Annotated in this window: 12 protein-coding genes and 1 tRNA gene; 8 read left to right on the top strand and 5 right to left on the bottom strand. The window is 61.8% G+C overall.

The window, feature by feature from the left end; all coding sequences use genetic code 11:
- Positions 1-167: 167 nt before the first annotated feature.
- From hemN to BM267_RS01905, 4 genes are all read left to right on the top strand, one after another.
- Entirely contained in the window at positions 168-1,550 is a 1,383-nt protein-coding gene (gene hemN / locus BM267_RS01920) for an oxygen-independent coproporphyrinogen III oxidase (RefSeq protein WP_074778180.1), read from the top strand.
- Between the two features lie 77 nt (positions 1,551-1,627).
- Complete coding sequence (locus BM267_RS01915) at positions 1,628-2,752, top strand: metallophosphoesterase family protein (RefSeq protein ID WP_074778182.1); 1,125 nt, start codon at positions 1,628-1,630, stop codon at positions 2,750-2,752.
- Complete coding sequence (locus tag BM267_RS01910; protein WP_074778184.1) at positions 2,749-5,409, top strand: AAA family ATPase; 2,661 nt, start codon at positions 2,749-2,751, stop codon at positions 5,407-5,409. The genes BM267_RS01915 and BM267_RS01910 overlap by 4 nt, the downstream gene beginning before the upstream one ends.
- Positions 5,410-5,522: 113 nt before the next feature.
- The gene (locus tag BM267_RS01905; RefSeq protein ID WP_036988888.1) at positions 5,523-6,509 is read left to right on the top strand and encodes a diaminopimelate dehydrogenase; all 987 of its coding nucleotides are present in this window, start codon (positions 5,523-5,525) and stop codon (positions 6,507-6,509) included.
- 104 nt (positions 6,510-6,613) lie between these two features.
- Here the strand turns inward: BM267_RS01905 and BM267_RS01900 are convergent, their stop codons facing one another.
- Positions 6,614-7,789, bottom strand: a complete 1,176-nt coding sequence (locus tag BM267_RS01900; protein ID WP_074778186.1) for an NnrS family protein — start codon at positions 7,787-7,789, stop codon at positions 6,614-6,616.
- 73 nt (positions 7,790-7,862) lie between these two features.
- Here BM267_RS01900 and BM267_RS01895 point away from each other — a divergent pair, with 73 nt between their 5' ends.
- On the top strand, positions 7,863-8,297 hold the full coding sequence (locus BM267_RS01895; protein ID WP_036988890.1) for a hypothetical protein: 435 nt from the start codon (positions 7,863-7,865) through the stop codon (positions 8,295-8,297).
- Here BM267_RS01895 and BM267_RS01890 read toward each other — a convergent pair.
- Positions 8,292-8,831, bottom strand: coding sequence for a hemerythrin domain-containing protein (locus tag BM267_RS01890; protein WP_083392389.1), 540 nt, complete (start codon positions 8,829-8,831; stop codon positions 8,292-8,294). The genes BM267_RS01895 and BM267_RS01890 overlap by 6 nt on opposite strands.
- A 164-nt stretch (positions 8,832-8,995) precedes the next feature.
- Here BM267_RS01890 and norR point away from each other — a divergent pair, with 164 nt between their 5' ends.
- The 3 genes from norR (at position 8,996) to BM267_RS01875 (ending at position 14,357) form a co-directional block, all read left to right on the top strand.
- Positions 8,996-10,525: a nitric oxide reductase transcriptional regulator NorR gene (gene norR / locus BM267_RS01885; protein ID WP_036990100.1), complete on the top strand. Its 1,530-nt coding sequence runs from the start codon at positions 8,996-8,998 to the stop codon at positions 10,523-10,525.
- 238 nt (positions 10,526-10,763) lie between these two features.
- Entirely contained in the window at positions 10,764-12,239 is a 1,476-nt protein-coding gene (locus tag BM267_RS01880; protein WP_074778188.1) for a hypothetical protein, read from the top strand.
- A 111-nt stretch (positions 12,240-12,350) separates the two neighbouring features.
- Positions 12,351-14,357 (top strand): peptidase U32 family protein, encoded by a 2,007-nt coding sequence (locus BM267_RS01875; RefSeq protein ID WP_074778190.1) that lies wholly within the window; start codon positions 12,351-12,353, stop codon positions 14,355-14,357.
- Positions 14,358-15,231: 874 nt separating this feature from the next.
- On the opposite strand, the gene BM267_RS01870 is transcribed toward BM267_RS01875, so the two are convergent.
- From BM267_RS01870 to BM267_RS01860, 3 genes are all read right to left on the bottom strand, one after another.
- Positions 15,232-15,305, bottom strand: a tRNA-Gly gene (locus tag BM267_RS01870).
- A 41-nt stretch (positions 15,306-15,346) separates the two neighbouring features.
- On the bottom strand, positions 15,347-16,600 hold the full coding sequence (locus BM267_RS01865; RefSeq protein WP_074778192.1) for a cytochrome P450: 1,254 nt from the start codon (positions 16,598-16,600) through the stop codon (positions 15,347-15,349).
- Between the two features lie 83 nt (positions 16,601-16,683).
- Entirely contained in the window at positions 16,684-17,682 is a 999-nt protein-coding gene (locus tag BM267_RS01860; protein WP_074778194.1) for an LLM class flavin-dependent oxidoreductase, read from the bottom strand.
- Between the last annotated feature and the right edge of the window lie 12 nt (positions 17,683-17,694).

Genomic DNA, 17,694 nt, shown 5'->3' with positions numbered 1-17,694 from the left:
GTGATTTGTTGCAGGTTAAGCATTTCCGATTGTACAGGCCAGACCTCCCGGAAGTATTTTCCTGCAAAGATTGATCCCCGGTCTTCTTGATATGCGTCAACGTGGCGCACCCCGGAAGGGCGTAGTCTCGCGGCCATAAAGAAAGCCTCGCACCGGAGCACCCATCCATGTCCGATTCAGTCAGTTGGGACGCCGGCCTGATCCGCCGTTATGACAAGGCAGGCTCGCGTTATACCGCCTATCCCTCGCCTGTCCATTATGCCGAAGGCGTGCTGCCGGCTGATCTGATTGCAGCGTTGCAGGAGAGCCGTACTGCCGGCCGACCGCTGTCGTTGTATGTGCACATCCCGTTCTGCGCCAATATTTGCTATTACTGCGCCTGCACCAAGATCATCACCAAGGACCGCAGCCGGGCGCAACCTTACCTGCAATCCCTGGAGCGCGAGATCAGACTGACCAGCCGCCATCTGAGTCCTGGCCAGCGGGTTGAGCGGCTGCATGTGGGCGGCGGTACGCCGACCTTTCTCGGTCATGACGACCTGCGCCGGCTGATGGAGTGTCTGCGTAATGCCTTCACGCTGCATGAAGACGATACTGCTGACTACAGTATCGAGATCGACCCGCGGGAGGCGGACTGGGCAACCATCGGCCTGCTGCGGGAGTTGGGCTTCAACCGCATCAGTTTTGGGGTGCAGGATCTTGATCCGGATGTGCAGCGAGCGATCAACCGCCTGCAAAGTCTGGAGCAGACCCAGGCCGTGGTGGACGCAGCGCGGGCATTGGCCTTCCGCTCGGTCAACATCGACCTGATCTACGGCCTGCCGGGTCAGACGCCCGACTCCTTTGCCCGTACCGTGACCAAGGTCATCGAGATGCATCCGGACCGGCTGACCTTGTATAACTATGCCCACCTGCCGGACCTGTTTCTGCCCCAGCGCAAGATCAGCCTGGCGGAGTTGCCCGATTCGGACAGTCGGCTGGAGATCTGCCGCAGAAGCTTCGCCCAGTTACTTGCGGCGGGCTATCGGCATATCGGTATGGGTCAGTTCGCGCTGCCGGATGACAGTCTCAGCAACGCCCAGGAGATCGGCCGGCTGGCGCGCGGCCTGCAGGGTTATATGTCGGGAGAGCAGGGCGACCTGATCGGGCTGGGCGTCTCGGCCATCAGTCAGGTGGGAGATCTTCACTGTCGCAATACCGGCGACATCAAGCTGTACCAGGAAAGCCTGGGGCAACACCGGTTGGCATTGCACCGCGGCCTGAAGTGTTCCGCCGATGATCGGCTACGGCGGGTAGTGATCAACCGCCTGCTCTGCACTTATCAGTTGCGCTATGCGGATATCGAACAGCGCTTCGGCATCGACTTCGCGACCTATTTCGCCGATTGCCAGGGGATGCTGGGGCAACTGCACCGCGACGGCGTCATTCGCCTGGACGTGACGGGTATCGAGGTCTTGCCGGCAGGCCGGCCATTGATAGCCAGCGTATGCATGGTGTTCGATGCCTATCAGCATGTCACTGATCGGAGTCGGTACGCCCAGATAATCTGAGCAAACGGAGTGTTGCGTCACCCTTCGGCACCTCTTGCGTTTACAATCCGGACATCAGCCCCGGACGAGGAGAGGACATGCCCCGCTTTCTGCATACCGCCGACTGGCAGATCGGCCGCCAGTACGACCGCTTCGGCCCGGAAGACGGCCCCGCGCTGGCCCAGGCGCGGTTGACCACTGTGGAGAGGATTGCCGCCCTGGCCACCGAGCTGGCCGTGGATGCGGTATTGGTGGCAGGCGATGTGTTCGATGCCCAGACCATCTCCGACCGAACGGTACGGCGCCTGTTCATGGCGCTGCAGGGGTTTGGCGGGCCCTGGGTCATGCTGCCCGGCAACCATGATGCCGCGTTGGCGGAAAGCATCTGGAGCCGCGCCCGGCGACTGAATGCCATTCCCGATAATGTCCATGTGCTGCTGACCGCCGAGCCGCTGCTGCTGGCCGAGCAGGGGTTGGCGATTCTCCCGGCACCGCTGACCCAGCGCCAGACCTTCAGTGATCTGACCGATTGGTTCGACCATGCGCCGACACCGCTGCATTTGCTGCGAATCGGCCTGGCCCACGGCAGCGTGCAGGGCATTCTCGCCGAGGATATCGACTCGCCCAACCCCATCGACCCGCAGCGCGCCGCGCACGCACGCCTGGATTATCTGGCCCTGGGTGATTGGCATGGCTGCCGGCAGATCGACGATCGCACCTGGTACAGCGGCACGCCGGAGCAGGACCGCTTCAAGAGCAATGGCGCCGGGCAGGTGCTGGATGTGCAGATCGATGCACCCGGCGCCGCACCGCAGGTAAAACCTGTCGCCATGGGCGAGTTCACCTGGCTGCAATGGCAGCGGCGGCTACAGGTGGCCTCGGACCTGGATGCCTTGATCGAGGAGCTGGAGCAGATCGAGCGCAGCAGTGTTATCAGCCTGACCCTGGAAGGGGAGCTGGATCTGGCGGGCGAGCAGCGGCTGCAAGCGGCCCTGGGCCGCGCAGAAGCGCGGCACCGGGTGCTGGAATGCCAGCTGGATGGCATGCGCCTGCTGCCTACCGAGGCGGATATCGCGGCGCTGCAGGTCGATGGCTACCTGGACGAGGTAGTCGGTCAGTTGCGCGATATGCAGCAGGCCGACGAGCCGGAAGTCGCCCGGGAGGCGCTCGCGATCCTGGCGGGGCTGCTGCGCGAACGGCAGGCCGGAGGGGCAGCGGTATGAAGCTGGAACAGTTGCGTATCAGTCAGTTCCGGCAGTTTCGCGAGCCGCTGGTCATCGACGGTTTCGGCCCGGGGCTGAACCTGATCTGCGGACCCAATGAATCCGGCAAGAGCACCCTGGTGCGTGCCATCCGCGCGGCGTTCTTCGAGCGGCACAGCTCCGGCACGCTTACCGACCTGCGGCCCTGGGGCGATTCCGGCGCGGCGCCCGAGGTGGAGCTGCGCTTTTCCCACGCCGACCGGCAATGGCAACTGAGCAAGCGTTTCCTGCAGCGCAAGCGCTGTGACCTGACCATCGATGGCCAGCGGTTCAATGGTGATGAGGCGGAAGAACAGCTCGCCGCCATGCTTGGTTTCAACGTCGCGAGCCGCGGCGCGAGCAAGGCCGAGCACTGGGGCATCCCCGGGCTGCTGTGGATCGAGCAGGGCATGGGTCAGGAGCTGGACGAGGCAGTCAGCCATGCGGGTGATCATCTTAAATCGGTATTGGGCGCGAGCCTTGGGGAAGTCACCAGCAGCGGAGGCGACGAGGTTATCAGGCAGGCCCGCGTCCAACTGGATGAACTGCTCACCGGCACCGGCAAACCCCGTGGCGATTACAAACTCAGCGGTGAGCGCATCGCGGTGCTGGATGAAGAGTTGCAGGCGCTGGATCAGCGCATCGGCGCCTATCGCCAGCAGGTCGACCGCCTGGGTGAACTGCGCCAGCAACAAGCCGGTGATGAAGCTGACAAGCCCTGGGAGGCGCTGCGCGTGCAGCAGCAGGAGGCTGAGCGCAAGTATGCCGAAGTCCAGCGCCAGACCGAGGAACAGCAGCGCGACTTGCAAGCCTTGGAGCAGGTACGCGGCCATCGGCAGATAGTGCTGGAGCAACTGCGCAGCCATGAGGAGCAGGCCAAGGACCTGCAGCAACGCCAGGGCAAATGCCAGCAGCTGCAGCAACAACTGGAACAACTCGCCGGACAGCAGGCCGAGTTGGTGGCTGCGCAGGATGCTGCGCTGGCCGCCTATCAGCAGGCCCAGCAGCAGGAGCGTCAGGCGCGCCAGTGGGCCCGCCGGGAGACCCTGGAGCGGGAGCGGCAGCGGTTGCTGAAGCAACAGCAACAGTTGCAGCTCAGTCTGGAGCAGGCGCGCCTGTTGCAGAACGAATTGGTTACTCAGCAGCAGGCGCTGGCCGCGGTGCGGATCAATGACCAGCAGTTGGCCCAACTGGAACAATTGCATAACCAACTGCGGGAGCTGGATATTCGCCAGCAGAGCATTGCCACGCGGCTGCGCTATGAACTGCTGCCCGGTCAGCAGCTCAGCCTGGATCAGCAGCAGCTCAGTGGCAGCGATGAGTTGTTGCTGCTGCAGGAAACCCAACTGGACATTGCCGGTATCGGCAAGCTGATCATCACGCCCGGCGGCCAAGATCTGGCTACCCTGGCCCGCAAGACCGAACACGCCCGGGACCAGCTCCAAGTCTTGCTGGAGCAGTTGCGCGTCAGCTCGCTGGATGAGGCGCGGGAGCAACTGCAGCTTGCCAAGGCCCAGAACGCCGCTATCCATGCCAACCGCAAACTACTGGCCAGTCATGCGCCCGCCGGTATCGAGGCGCTGGAGCAGGACGCGGCCGGTGTTGTTGCGCGTCTGGCCGAACTGGAGCAGGAGCTGGGTGCCCTTGAGATGCCGGTGGGCGAGGCGGCCGTCGCTACGGCGGCCGTCGATACCGGCCTGGCCGAGCAGATACTGCAGCAGGCCGCCGCACAGTTGCAGCAGCGTGAAGCAGCCACCGGCAAGCACAATGAACAACTTATCGGTCTGCGCCAGAATCTGGCCAGCGCCGAAGAAGAATGTCGCCTGCTGCAGACGCGGCTGGATGATCCCCAGCATATGCAACAGCAGCGCAAGCTCAATGACAACCTGCTGACGCTGCGCGCCGAAGAGGCGCGGCTGGAACAGCAAAGCAATGAGCGCGCCGCGCGTATTGCCAGCGCCCGACCGGACATCCTGCAGCAGGACATCCAGCGCTACCGCAGCAGCGCCGCACAACTGGAACAGGGTTTCAACCAGCGCCGCGAAGAGCTGCTTGCGCTGCAGGGCAGGCTGCAGGGGGAGGGCGCCGATGGCCTGGAAGAGCACCGTGCCTCCCTGGCCGCCGAGCTGGAAAGCGAGCATCGCCGCTACCATCAGCTCGACCGCCGCGCGCGGGCGCTGGCGCTGCTGCACAACCTGCTCAGCGAGAAACGTCAGCAACTGACCCGGCGCCTGCAAGCGCCGCTGCAGAAGCATCTGGATCATTACCTGCAACTGCTGTTTCCCCAGGCAACGCTGGAGGTCGATGAAAACCTGATGCCCGGCCGCCTGCTGCGCCATGGTCAGGACGCCAGCGAATTCGCGACGTTGAGTTTCGGCGCCCGGGAGCAGATGGGGCTGATCAGCCGGCTGGCCTATGCCGATCTGCTGCGTGAAGCCGGCCGCCCGACACTGATCATTCTGGATGATGCCCTGGTGCACAGCGATCAACCCCGGCTGGGGCAGATGAAACGCATCCTGTTCGATGCGGCCCAGCGGCATCAGGTGCTGCTGTTCAGCTGCCATCCGGACAAGTGGCGGGATATGGGTGTGCCGGTGCGCGAGCTGGAAGGGCTCAAGACCGCTGCCATCGAGGGTTGAGGCGGCGTACTGGCCGTCAGGGCCGAAAACGCCGTCACAGTCTGTATAATTCGCGCTTTACCCCGCATGACTCAGGGCGGGGTTGGCACACAGAGAAAGGGTCAGGTCTTCATATGCAGCGCAAAATCAGAATCGGCATCGCCGGCTACGGCAACCTCGGCAAGGGCGTGGAAATGGCCATCGCCCAGAGCCCGGACATGGAACTGGTCGGCGTTTTCAGCCGCCGTAATCCGGCCGACGTGCAACTGCTCGACAGCAACATCCCGGTGCATGCCCAGAACGATATCGCCCAGTTTCGTGACCAGATCGATGTGCTGATCCTGTGCGGCGGCTCGAAGAACGACCTGCCCGAACAGGGTCCGGCCCTGGCCGCCATGTTCAACATCGTCGACAGCTTCGACACCCACGCCACCATCCCCGAATACCACGCTGCAATGGATAGTGCCGCCAAGCCAGCGGGTTACACCGCGATGATCTCGGTGGGCTGGGATCCGGGACTGTTCTCCCTGAACCGCCTGTACGGTGAAGCCATCCTGCCGGTTGGCGCCACTTACACCTTCTGGGGCAAGGGTCTGAGCCAGGGGCATTCCGATGCCGTGCGCCGGGTACCAGGCGTCAAGGCGGGCGTGCAGTACACCCTGCCTGCCGAAGCCGCGATCGAGCGCGTGCGCAACGGCGAACTACCGGAGTTGGCTACCCGCGAGAAGCACAAGCGTGAATGCTACGTGGTGCTGGCGGACGGCGCCGATGCGAAGGAAGTCGAGCAGAACATCGTCAGCATGCCGCACTACTTCGCCGACTACGACACCACCGTCAACTTCATCAGCGAGCAGGAGCTGCGTCGCGACCATGCCGCCATGCCCCACGGCGGCGTCGTGATCCGCAGCGGTACCTCGGACGCCGGTACTACCCAGGTCATGGAATACACCCTCAAACTGGGCAGCAACCCCGAATTCACCGCAGCGGTATTGGTTGCCTACGCCCGGGCAACCTGGCGTTTGAATCAGAGCGGCGTGATTGGTGCGCAGACAGTACTGGACGTAGCGCCGGGGCTGCTGTCGCCCAAGTCAGGCGCGGAGTTGCGTAAGGAATTGCTGTAAGCCGGGCCCCTCTCCCCGCAGGCTAGCGAATCCGTTTCGAGCCGCACGGCTTACTCTCTCCCCCTCGCGGGAGAGAGCTGGGGAGAGGGGCAAACAACCCCAGCCTATCCCGGCCGCCCATCCGGCCGCGGCGCCAGCAGAATCGGCGCGTAGTACCAGACGAACAAACCAAACGCCGCCGCCCAGCACAGACTCGCCAGCCAGAACCCGGTCTGGGGCAGGGCAATGGTCAGCCATACCCGCAGCGGTACCGCCAGATTGATCAGGATAAAGGCCAGACTCATGGCCCTGGCTGGCTGCAAAGGCCGGCCGGTATGGCCGAGGCTGACGCGCGAGATCATCGCCAGGATCATTCCGGCCATGCCGCCAATAGCCAGCAAATGGGTGGCCTGGCTGAAGCCGCCGAACCAGCCGCCATGCCACAGCGCCATGGCAATCAATGCCAGCGCCAGCCAGGCGTAGGACAGATGCAGCGACCAGAGCAGCGGCACGGTCCAGATCTTCGGATGATGCCAGCGCAGCAGGCGGACGATATGCCCCAGGCCCAGTAGCAGATAGAGGGGCGCCTGCCATAGCGAGGGCCGCAGGCCGATACCGCTCAGCATGAGCAGGGCGATGAAGATACTGCCGGCCATCAGCAGGTTATCCAGCCGGGGCCAGGCCTCGACCGGTTCCTGAAGGCCCAGCCCGCGCTGGGTAAAGAAAGGAATGACCCGACCACCGATCAGGCCCATCAGCCCGGCAATCAACCAGAGGGCCGCGACGGCGCCGTGGCGCTGCAGGGCGAACTCATTGCGCTCCAGGCCAATCAGCGCCAACAGATTGCAGAAGGTCAGCAACCCCAGCATGAGGATGATCGGGTAGTTGCGCACCTGCTTCACCTTCCACAGTGAACGGCCTATGGCCACCGCGACCAGCGGCAGAAACGCTACGTCCAGCGGGATCAGCAGCCACAGCGGCGCGCCGAACAACCAGAGCACGCGGGCGAGCAACCACAGCGCCGCCAGCAACAGCACCGGCATACCGGTCAAGGCCGGTACCCCGGTCCAGGCCTGGATTGCGGTCAGCAGAAAGCCGGCGACGATCGCCACGCCGAAACCGAAGACCATTTCATGGCGATGCCAGGCCAGCCAGCCGCCAGCGGGTGTCAGATCGATGTGCCCGAAGTAAGCGGCGATCCACAGCGGCACGGCGAGAACGGCAAACAGGCTGCCCGCGAGAAACAAAGGGCGAAAACCCAATGCAAACAGCGCGGGTAGATGGGTACGACTGTTCGGCATGAAAATCTCCTGATTGCTTGTTATGCTCGTTGCGCGCCGTGTCAGGCTACGCCTTTCTTTCTGGAACAACTGTATGACATATCTGTTGATTAAAACGCTGCATCTGCTCGCTGCGATGGCTTTTGTCGGCACGCTGTTCTTTCAGGTACTGATTCTGGCGCCGGCAGGTCGGCGTCTGGACGCGTCGGTTCGTGGCCCCATGAGCCAAGCCCTGGGGCAGCAGGCGCGGCGAGTGATTCATGTGGTTGCCATCGTGCTCTACGGGGCTGGGCTGACGTTGGCGTGGCGTTATCGCGGTGTGCTGGCCGATCCCTTTGCCAGCCATTTCGCCACGCTGCTCAGCCTGAAGATCCTGCTGGCGCTGTTGATCATAGGGCATTATGCCGCGCTGATCTTTCTGCGCCGCGGCCAGCACATCGGCGAGCGGGGCATGCACCTGATCAATGTGAGCCTGCTGGTACATGCCGTGCTGCTGGTCATCTGCGCCAAGAGCATGTTTGTCCTATAGCGTCTTCCCGGCCGCCGGGCCATCGAACAGTACTTCGTTTTCCAGCTGGATATGCTGGGCCAGGTCCCGGCAGAACTCGTCCAACCCCCGGTAAAGCGTCTGCCAGGTATTACAAGCGTGGGGTGGAGCGGTGATGTCGTTGGTCAATGCGTACAGCTGGTCCAGCGCCTGATCGTGTTGGTCATGCTCGAAACGCATCACGCTGATCGGCCCGCGCGATAGGCTGTGTTCGCCGCGCAGCAGCATGGGGAACAGGATCTGTTCCTCCTTGGACATATGACTTTCCAGTGCCTGCTGAATATCTGAGAGATGGTCAGTCAGCCCGTTCGGGCATTCCGCGTGATCCCCATGCACCTGTTCAACACGGCGAGCGAGGCGAATCAGTTCCGGCAACTGCTCACGGTGGCGCTGATGATAGCGGATCAGGATATGGTGAATCAGGTCATCCGTTGGCGCTTGCGCCCAGATTTGCTGGTCATCGCCCACCGCCGAGCCGGTGATTGCGGTGGAAATGTCAGGTGAATGGTGGGACATGCTGATTACTCCGATAGGGGAATGAACAACCGCAGCTTCTATCGATTAACCCAGCAAGACATATGCCATACGCAATTGATTGAATTTTAAAGGAAATTATTTTTATTGGTTGTTTATACCCTGCTGCGTTATGGTTCTCCAAACCATATGGGGTGCATCTGACCATGATTGAAGATTTTCTCTTGCCTGATCTGGTGGCAGAGTTGCCGGCTGCGGTCCGTCTGCAACGCCTGGTGCAGGTATTGCGCGAAAGCTTTACCTGCGGTGCGGTAGTGCTGTTGCAGCGCGAGGATGATTGCCTGCGGCCGGTGGCTGCGGTCGGGCTGGTGCAGGACGCCCTGGGCCGGCGTTTTGACCTGGCACGGCATCCACGCCTGGCGGCGTTGCTGTCGCGCCGGGAAATCACCAGGTTCGAGTCCGACAGCACCTTGCCTGACCCCTACGATGGGCTGCTCGATGAGTCACCGGGCGAACCGCTGCCGGTGCACGACTGCATGGGAGTGAGCCTATATGTGGAGGGCGAGCTCTGGGGTGCTTTGACCCTCGATGCGCTCAAGGCCGGCACCTTTGACGAGCGCGCCCGGATCAAGTTGCTACGCCTGCTGCCGTTGGTCGAGGCGTTGTTGCGGGTAACCCGGCTGGAGCAGGAGAACCGCGCGCTGCGCATGGTTCGCGCCGATGATCACCGGGCGCTGCCGGGCGTTCAACAGCATGGCATCGTCGGTCACAGCCCGGCGGTAACACGCTTGCTGGACGAGTTGGCGGTGGTGGCAGATTCAGACCTGACCGTGCTGATCACCGGTGAAACCGGGGTCGGCAAGGAACTGTTCGCCCACTGGCTGCACCGCCACTCACCACGGGCGAACAAACCGCTGGTGCAGGTCAACTGCGCTGCGCTGCCGGAGTCTCTGGCGGAAAGCGAGCTGTTCGGTCACGTTAAAGGTGCCTTCTCGGGCGCCAGCAGTGATCGGGGCGGGCGCTTCGACGCGGCCAACGGCGGCACGCTGTTTCTCGATGAAGTCGGTGAGCTGCCGCTGCATGTGCAAGCCAAACTGCTGCGTACCCTGCAGAACGGCGAGATTCAGCGCCTGGGTGCTGACCAGCCGCTGCGGGTGGATGTGCGGATCATCGCTGCCACCAACCGCAACCTGGCCGATTCAGTAGCCAAGGGCGACTTCCGCGCTGACCTTTATCATCGCCTCTCGGTCTACCCGGTACCGGTCCCGCCATTACGAGATCGGGACAATGATGTGTTGCTGTTGGCAGGTCATTTCCTCGAACTCAACCGCGCCCGCCTCGGGGTGCGCAGTCTGCGCCTGTCTCCGGATGCCGAGCAGGCGCTGTTGACCTATGACTGGCCGGGTAACGTACGCGAGCTGGAACACGTCATCAGCCGAGCGGCGATCAAGGCATTGGGGCGTAACGGGTCCCGCCAGTCCATGTTGTCGCTGGATGCGGCGCTGCTGGATATTCCCATCGGCGGTGGCAATGCCAGCACGAGTAGTCCTGATGTTCAGGCCACAGCTGATACTGGAAACATCCAACCGTTGCGCATTAGCGTGGAAGCCTGCCAGCGCGAGCAGATCCGCCAGGCTCTGCTCGCCGTTGATGACAATTGGAGCGCCGCAGCGCGCCTGCTGGAATTGGATGCCAGCAACCTGCACAAGCTGGCGCGGCGGCTGGGGCTGAAGTAACTCGCCTGAAACGTTCGCGCCGGCGTGGACCTGTCTTCCAGGCCATCGGCGCGGATGTTCTCCAAACTCGTAGCCTGACGCGATCGCGAGCTTCGTATCACCCATTTGAGTGGTGCCTTTTTAGGGTGATATCAGCGTAGTTTATGGAGCGGCAGATCATGCCGCCTCGACTAAGCTCATGAATGCGCTTGGGCTGTCTGCGCCCAGCTAGTTATTACAAAAACAATGGAGGTTTACCTTGCGCATCACACCTTTCCCCCTGGCTGCTTTACCCCTCACCTTGAGTGCCTTATTGCTGACCGGTTGTCTCGGTGGAGGCGGCGGAAGCAGCAGCGGTGGTGATTCTGATGATGATATCGCACCGCCAGAAATGACCAGAGAGCATGATGATCGTTCCTTTACGGCCACTTCGGCAGAGTTCGATGCGCTGCCGGGTGCGATGATCTATTTCGGTAAGTATGACGGCCTACAAGGGGAGGCGCTTTACGCATTGGAAGTACCGAACGGCTGGGATGGCGATGGCCTTGTCATGTGGACGCGAGGATATGGGGGTGAAGGTGAGGTAGTGAGTACCTCGAAGCCGCCAGAGGCATGGCGCCAAGCCGTATTGCAACAAGGGTATGCCTGGGCTTCTTCCTCCTATTCTGCGAATTATTACGATGCACGTGCGGGTATTGAAGATACCAATAAGTTAGCGCTGAACGTAATGGAGTATGTCGAGCGTGACTATAGTCATGGCCTATCCACACCAGACCAGTACCTCATCTCAGGCGTGTCTATGGGAGGACATATCGCTGCTGCTGCGGTAGATCGCGAAAACATGGAGCGCACCCAGTACAAGGTGCCCTACGAGGGAGCTGCGCCTCTCTGTCAGGCCGAACAGAATCAATTCCAATGGCTGGGGGATTACCCCAGGGTGATGATGGAACTGGCCGGTTACGGCAATGAGGATTATTCGAGATTCCCTGAGTTGGTCGGCACGTTCCATCCCACAGGCTTGTTGGTAGTCCCCGGACCGATAGTGAATGCGCTCTTCAATCAGAAAGCTGGCGGGCTGCCGGACTGGTCATCGCCCAAGGGTATAGAGGGGACGCGTCTGATGGCTATCGCCGAGAATCTGACGGGAGGCGAACGTCCCATTTTTGAATTCGGTTATGACAGCGTGCTTCAGAGCATTGTGTTGGGTACCGGTGGTTCTGGTGGCGATATCAACGGGATTTTGGCCCTTAATGGCTACGGTAACGAGGACCAGATGTACCGCTGGACCACGGACCCGGAGCCAACTGCCGAGGAAGTTGAATTCAACGAGCGCATCGCCCGCATGGCGGCCGACCCCGACGCCAATCCGTTGCGTGACGATGGGGTACGCTGGATCCCGTTGGTCAATGGTGAATTCGATGTTCCGGTGTTGACCATGCACACGCTGGGTGATTTCTATGTGCCGTTCCGTCATCAGCAGCTGTATCGCGAGCGTGCCGAAGAGCATGGTAATGAGCATTTGTTAGTGCAGCGTGCTATCCGTGCGCCGAGCCATTGTGATTTTGCGGATGCGGAATACCAAGCGGCGATCACTGATTGGCTGCTCTGGGTCAATGGTGCGCCCAAGCCCGCCGGCGATGAGGTGCTTGATCCGACTGTGGTAGCTGATGCGGATTACGGTTGTACCTTCACCAACCCTCAGCGGCCTGGCTTGCCTGCCTGCGGAGCGAACTGAGCTGAACCAGCCATGGCGAAAAGTCGCCATGGCTGGCCGCGCATCACCTGATCGTGCAGCATTCTGCCGTAACAGCTACAATCTGCCGTTTTTCCACTCGACGGTTCTGCCATGCCCCTTCCCAAGCACCATCTCGAATTGCTCAGCCCAGCCCGGGATGTCGCCATCGCCCGTGAGGCCATCCTGCATGGTGCCGATGCCATCTATATCGGCGGCCCGAGTTTTGGCGCGCGGCATAACGCCGAGAACAGCGTGGCTGATATCGCCGAGCTGGTGCGCTTTGCCCGGCTGTTCCATGTACGCATCTTCGTCACGCTCAACACCATTCTGCATGACGACGAGCTGGAAGGGGCCCGGCTGCTGATCCATCAGCTCTACGACGCCGGTGTCGACGCACTGATTGTGCAGGACATGGGCGTCATGGAACTGGACCTTCCGCCGATCGAAATCCACGCCAGCACCCAGTGCGATATCCGCACCCTGGACAAGGCCCGGTTCCTCGATCAGGCCGGTTTCTCCCAGTTGGTGCTGGCCCGCGAGCTGAACCTGCAGCAGATCAAGGCGATCCATGCGGAGGTCGACTCGACCATCGAGTTCTTCATCCACGGTGCCCTATGCGTGGCCTTCTCCGGGCAGTGCAACATTTCCCATGCCCAGACCGGCCGCAGCGCCAACCGTGGCGATTGCTCTCAGGCTTGCCGACTGCCGTATACCCTCAAGGACGAGCATGGCGGCGTGGTCGCCTATGAGAAGCATCTGCTGTCGATGAAGGATAACAATCAGAGCGCCAACCTGCGCGCGTTGGTCGATGCGGGTGTGCGCTCGTTCAAGATCGAAGGGCGTTACAAGGACATGGGCTATGTGAAGAACATCACCGCCTATTACCGCCAGCGGCTGGACGATATTCTGGAGGACCGCCCCGATCTGGCGCGCGCTTCCAGCGGTCGTACCGCCCATTTCTTCGTGCCCGACCCGGACAAGACCTTCCACCGGGGCAGCACCGATTACTTCGTCACCGACCGCAAGATCGATATCGGTGCCTTCGATTCACCGACCTTCACCGGCCTGGTGGTGGGCGAGCTGCAGCAGGTGCGCAAGCATGATCTGCTGGCGGTGACCCACGAGCCCCTGTCCAATGGGGACGGCCTCAACGTCCTGGTCAAGCGCGAGGTAGTAGGGTTTCGAGCTAACGTTGCCCAGGAGCTGGCCCGTTATGAGGAAGAGGGCGAGCCGCGCTGGCAGTACCGTATCGAGCCCAACGAGCTGCCCGAGCAACTGCGCCGCGCGCGCCTGCCGCAAACGCTCAGCCGCAACCTGGACCATAACTGGCAGCAGGCCTTGCAAAAGATGTCCGCAGAGCGTCGTATCGGGCTGCGCTGGCATGCCGAGCTGAGTGCCGACAGCCTCAAGCTCACCGCGATCAGCGAAGAGGGCATCGAGGTCAGCCATCAGTTGAGCGGTCCGTTCGAGCCGGCGAAAAAGCCCGAGCAGGCGCTGGAGCAACTGCGCGACCTGCTGGGTCAGTTGGGCACCACCCAGTATCACGCTGAGCAGGTGGAAATCGACGCGCCGTTCGTACCGTTCGTGCCCAACTCGCAACTCAAGAGTCTGCGGCGGGAACTGATCGAGCAACTGAGCGAGGCGCGTATCGCTGCTTTCCCACACGGCAATCGCAAACCGGTCAGCATACCGCCACCGGTATATCCGCAATCACACCTGACCTTCCTGGCCAACGTTTATAACGAAAAGGCTCGGGCGTTCTACCAGCGCTACGGCGTGGAACTGATCGACGCCGCCTACGAGGCGCATGAGGAAACCGGCGATGTGCCGGTGATGATCACCAAGCACTGCCTGCGCTTCTCCTTCAATTTGTGCCCCAAGCAGGCCAAGGGCGTCACTGGCGTGCGCACCAAGGTTGCGCCCATGCAACTGGTCCACGGCGATGAGGTACTGACGCTGAAATTCGATTGCAAACCCTGTGAAATGCACGTCATCGGCAAGATCAAGGGCAACATCCTCAACCTGCCGCAGCCCGGCAGCGGCGCCAATATCGTCGGCTCGATCACACCCGAGGATCTGCTCAAGACCATTCGCCGGACGCCGCGGCAGAACGCCTGATACCACTGGCTGATCGGGCTCATGCTCGATCAGCCGGTGGCGCCCACCCCGGCGTCAGTGTCTGAAGGCATTCTCGGCATGACAATATACCCGGCGTAACTGTAGGCTCTTGCTTCGGCCGGCGCGGCACTCGTCGCGCAAGTAGGTCTTCGCTTCTCGTCTACAAGCTCTGTATTCGATGGAGCCCTTCTTTGGGTAATTGCTGCTACGGCACAGATCATCGTAGTTGATGATGCTGTTATTCCAGCGGTATGTCCCCTGCCACCAGCTCCTATTACCCCATGTCAGTCTTGCGGTATGACTGCCGTTCAGTCCTTGGGGTTGCCTGCTCGGCCTCGGTTGGCTTCTCGCTTGGGCATATTGTGGGGGTGGCATGCTGTTAATGGTTGTGCTCGGACGATAGTTGCTATCGTTGAAGCTGGTTTGCTTTGTGGCTGGGACGGTTTCAGCTGCTTTCTGCGGGACTGCTTCAGCTTTTGGAGCGGCCGGCTGCAGTGTGGCTGGTGGTTTTTCTGTTCGTGGAGATGTCGCTGCTATTTGAGACTCGCTAGGCGATGGTGGGTTCACACTGTGCTTTGCATAGTCCATCCATCCATTGCGATCGGCCATGAACAGAATGCCGGCAATTAATCCTGCCGCTGCAATACCAGCTCTACCGATGGGGGACTTTCGCTTGTGCTTAACGTGCTCGGGCGCATCATCCCTGTCTGCTTTCACCTTCAACTTTCCCTGTCATGCCTGATGCACCAGAGTCGGTCGATTGCTATCCGCGCCGTGATTGGACAAGTTGGCTTCGTCGCACTCGGGGTTGGATTGCTCAACTGCTGGCGCTATTTCGCTGTAAGCCACAGCGCATAGTCAGGATGTAGCTTAGTGGAGCGGGTGAAGGGAATCGAACCCTCGTCGTAAGCTTGGGAAGCTTCTGCTCTACCATTGAGCTACACCCGCAGCGCGAGGCATTCTACGCCGGTTGTCACGGCTTCGGCAATCTATTCTGGGCTGACGCCGCGCACCTCGGTGAGGATCAGACGGCTCTGTACCATGGCCGGCATGCGCGACAGGCGAATGCTCAGATCCTGGTGGGGGATCTGGTAGGTCATGCGGGTGGTGAGCATTCTCAATGCGGCCTTGATCACCTCAATCGTCAGCCATTCCCCGGCGCAGCGATGCCCATGCGAGTATTCCCCGCCGCCTTGGGGGATGAAGTTGTAGGGGCTGTGATCCCAATCTTTGAAGCGCTCCGGATAGAAGCGCTCCGGTTGCTGCCAGATGCGCGGATCGTGGTTGGTACCGTGGAGGTCGAGCAACATCCAGTCGCCTTTGTGGAAAGAGTGGCCGCGCCATTCGAAGTTTTCCAGGGCGATGCCGCCGACCGCAGGGAAGAAGGGGTAGAAGCGCCGCACTTCGTTGGCGAACAGCTCTGCCAGGCCTTCCTCTCCTTGCTGCAGCCGGTCGCGGTACTCGGGGTGATGATGCAAGGCCAGCGCCGAATAGGTGATATACCGGGCGATGGCAGCGGTGGGGCGCAGCAGGTTGAGCAGCTCCACCGCGGCAGTGCGGTGATCCATCCCATGGCCGTGCAGTGCGGTGTGATGGGCGATGATATCGAGGGGTGTGGCCGGATCGGCACGCGGATGGTTGCGGGCCTGGCGGATCAGTTCCTGAGCCCAGTGTTCGGTGCGCTGGCGCAGCAGCTGCGCCTTCCAGTTGCGCGGGCCGATGCTGCCGGCGCCTTCGACCATGGCAGCCAGTTCCGTCGCACGTTGTGTTGCCTGGCCCTCATGCAGCGTAATGCCGACCCAGCGGCAGGCGCTGCGGCAGAGAATATATTCGGCTTCGGTCTGCAGTACCACCGCGGGCATGCTTTGCCAGCGGGCCAGTCGCGCCTGCCATTCTTCCTCGAAGATCGCCACCAGTTGCTCCAGCCGGGCCGGGCCCATCAGCGCCATGAACATTTCCTTGCGCCGGGCATGGGCTTCGCCTGTCAGCGTCAGGCTGCTGCCCTTGTCCTGCAATAGCGACAGCGTGGTCGGTGGCATCGCATGGTTGCGAGTGAAGCGACCAGGCACATAGAACATGCGCGCGGCGTCTTCGCCGGTGATGCAATACACCGGTCGCAGCATGATGCGGGTCTGGAAGATGTCGCTGCCAAGGTCCTGGCAGCGATTGGCAATGAAGTTGTAACCGTTGCGCAGAAAGCCTGCGCTGCTATCAAACTGGGTGTCCCGGGGGATGCGGCTCATGGTGGGCTCTCGACTTTTCCGGACGGGGGTACCGTTTTGGAAAGGCCTGCGCCGCCAAAGTTCGAGTCATGTTGCCGCGCTGGTCAAAGCCGTGCGGCTGCTTCCATCAGGCGCCGGTAGCTGTCGTGACGCTTGTCCTGGTCATAGATCGGGCTGTTGACGATCAGTTCATTCGCACCGGTGCGTTCCAGCAGGTCCGCCATCTGCTGGGCGACGGTCTGCTCGTCACCGATCAGGGTGCCGGCCAGGGTCGAGAGTACCTGATGGCGCTCATGGGGCTGCCAGAGCGCGTCCATATCCTCTACGGGAGGCCGTAGCTGGCCGCGCTCGCCGCGAATCATGTTGAGGAAAGATTGCTGGTGCGAACTGGCCAGATAATGTGCTTCGTCTCGGGTTTCGGCGACAAAGGCATTGATGCCGAGCATCGCCTGGGGCTTTTCCAGCGTGGCCGACGGCACAAAATTATCCTGGTAGGCACGCATTGCCGCCATCAGATAGTCGGGTGAGAACTGGCCGGCAAAGGCGAAGGGCAGGCCGAGGCTGGCGGCCAGCTGGGCGCTGAAGGTGCTGGAGCCGAGCAGCCAGATGGGCACGTCCAGACCGGCGCCGGGCACCGCAACCAACCGTTGACCGGGCTCGGGCTCGGCGAAGTAGTGTCGCAGCTCGTCGAGCATCTGCGGAAAGTCCTCACCATCGGTGCGGCCACGGCGCAGCGCGCGGGCGGTGGCCATATCGGTGCCGGGTGCACGCCCGAGACCCAGGTCGATGCGACCGGGATACAGCGATTCAAGGGTGCCGAACTGTTCGGCAATCTGCAGCGGCGAGTGATTCGGCAGCATGATGCCGCCCGAGCCGATGCGGATACGCTCGGTACCGGCGGCCAGGTAGCTGATGACCACCGAGGTGGCCGCGCTGGCGATCCCGGTCATGTTGTGATGCTCGGCGACCCAGAAGCGCTGATAGCCCAGTTGCTCGGCATGCCTGGCCAGTTGCAGGCTGTTGCGCAGGGCCTGGGCCGGGGTCGAATTCAGGGTGACGGGACAGAGGTCCAGAATCGAGAGCGGTACGGCTGGGGTGGTCATGTTGGCTCCGGA

Source organism: Halopseudomonas bauzanensis (genome assembly GCF_900114735.1).
Lineage (GTDB): Bacteria > Pseudomonadota > Gammaproteobacteria > Pseudomonadales > Pseudomonadaceae > Halopseudomonas > Halopseudomonas bauzanensis.
Note: the sequence above shows the minus strand (reverse complement) of the source record. Positions and strands in the feature narration are given on the sequence as shown.

Coding starts and splice junctions, on each gene's coding strand:
- BM267_RS01895 (WP_036988890.1), top strand. CDS start 7,863: ATGACATATCTGTTGATTAAAACGCTGCATCTGCTCGCTGCGATGGCT.
- BM267_RS01910 (WP_074778184.1), top strand. CDS start 2,749: ATGAAGCTGGAACAGTTGCGTATCAGTCAGTTCCGGCAGTTTCGCGAG.
- BM267_RS01875 (WP_074778190.1), top strand. CDS start 12,351: ATGCCCCTTCCCAAGCACCATCTCGAATTGCTCAGCCCAGCCCGGGAT.
- BM267_RS01900 (WP_074778186.1), bottom strand. CDS start 7,789: ATGCCGAACAGTCGTACCCATCTACCCGCGCTGTTTGCATTGGGTTTT.
- norR (WP_036990100.1), top strand. CDS start 8,996: ATGATTGAAGATTTTCTCTTGCCTGATCTGGTGGCAGAGTTGCCGGCT.
- BM267_RS01890 (WP_083392389.1), bottom strand. CDS start 8,831: ATGTCCCACCATTCACCTGACATTTCCACCGCAATCACCGGCTCGGCG.
- BM267_RS01905 (WP_036988888.1), top strand. CDS start 5,523: ATGCAGCGCAAAATCAGAATCGGCATCGCCGGCTACGGCAACCTCGGC.
- hemN (WP_074778180.1), top strand. CDS start 168: ATGTCCGATTCAGTCAGTTGGGACGCCGGCCTGATCCGCCGTTATGAC.
- BM267_RS01860 (WP_074778194.1), bottom strand. CDS start 17,682: ATGACCACCCCAGCCGTACCGCTCTCGATTCTGGACCTCTGTCCCGTC.
- BM267_RS01915 (WP_074778182.1), top strand. CDS start 1,628: ATGCCCCGCTTTCTGCATACCGCCGACTGGCAGATCGGCCGCCAGTAC.
- BM267_RS01865 (WP_074778192.1), bottom strand. CDS start 16,600: ATGAGCCGCATCCCCCGGGACACCCAGTTTGATAGCAGCGCAGGCTTT.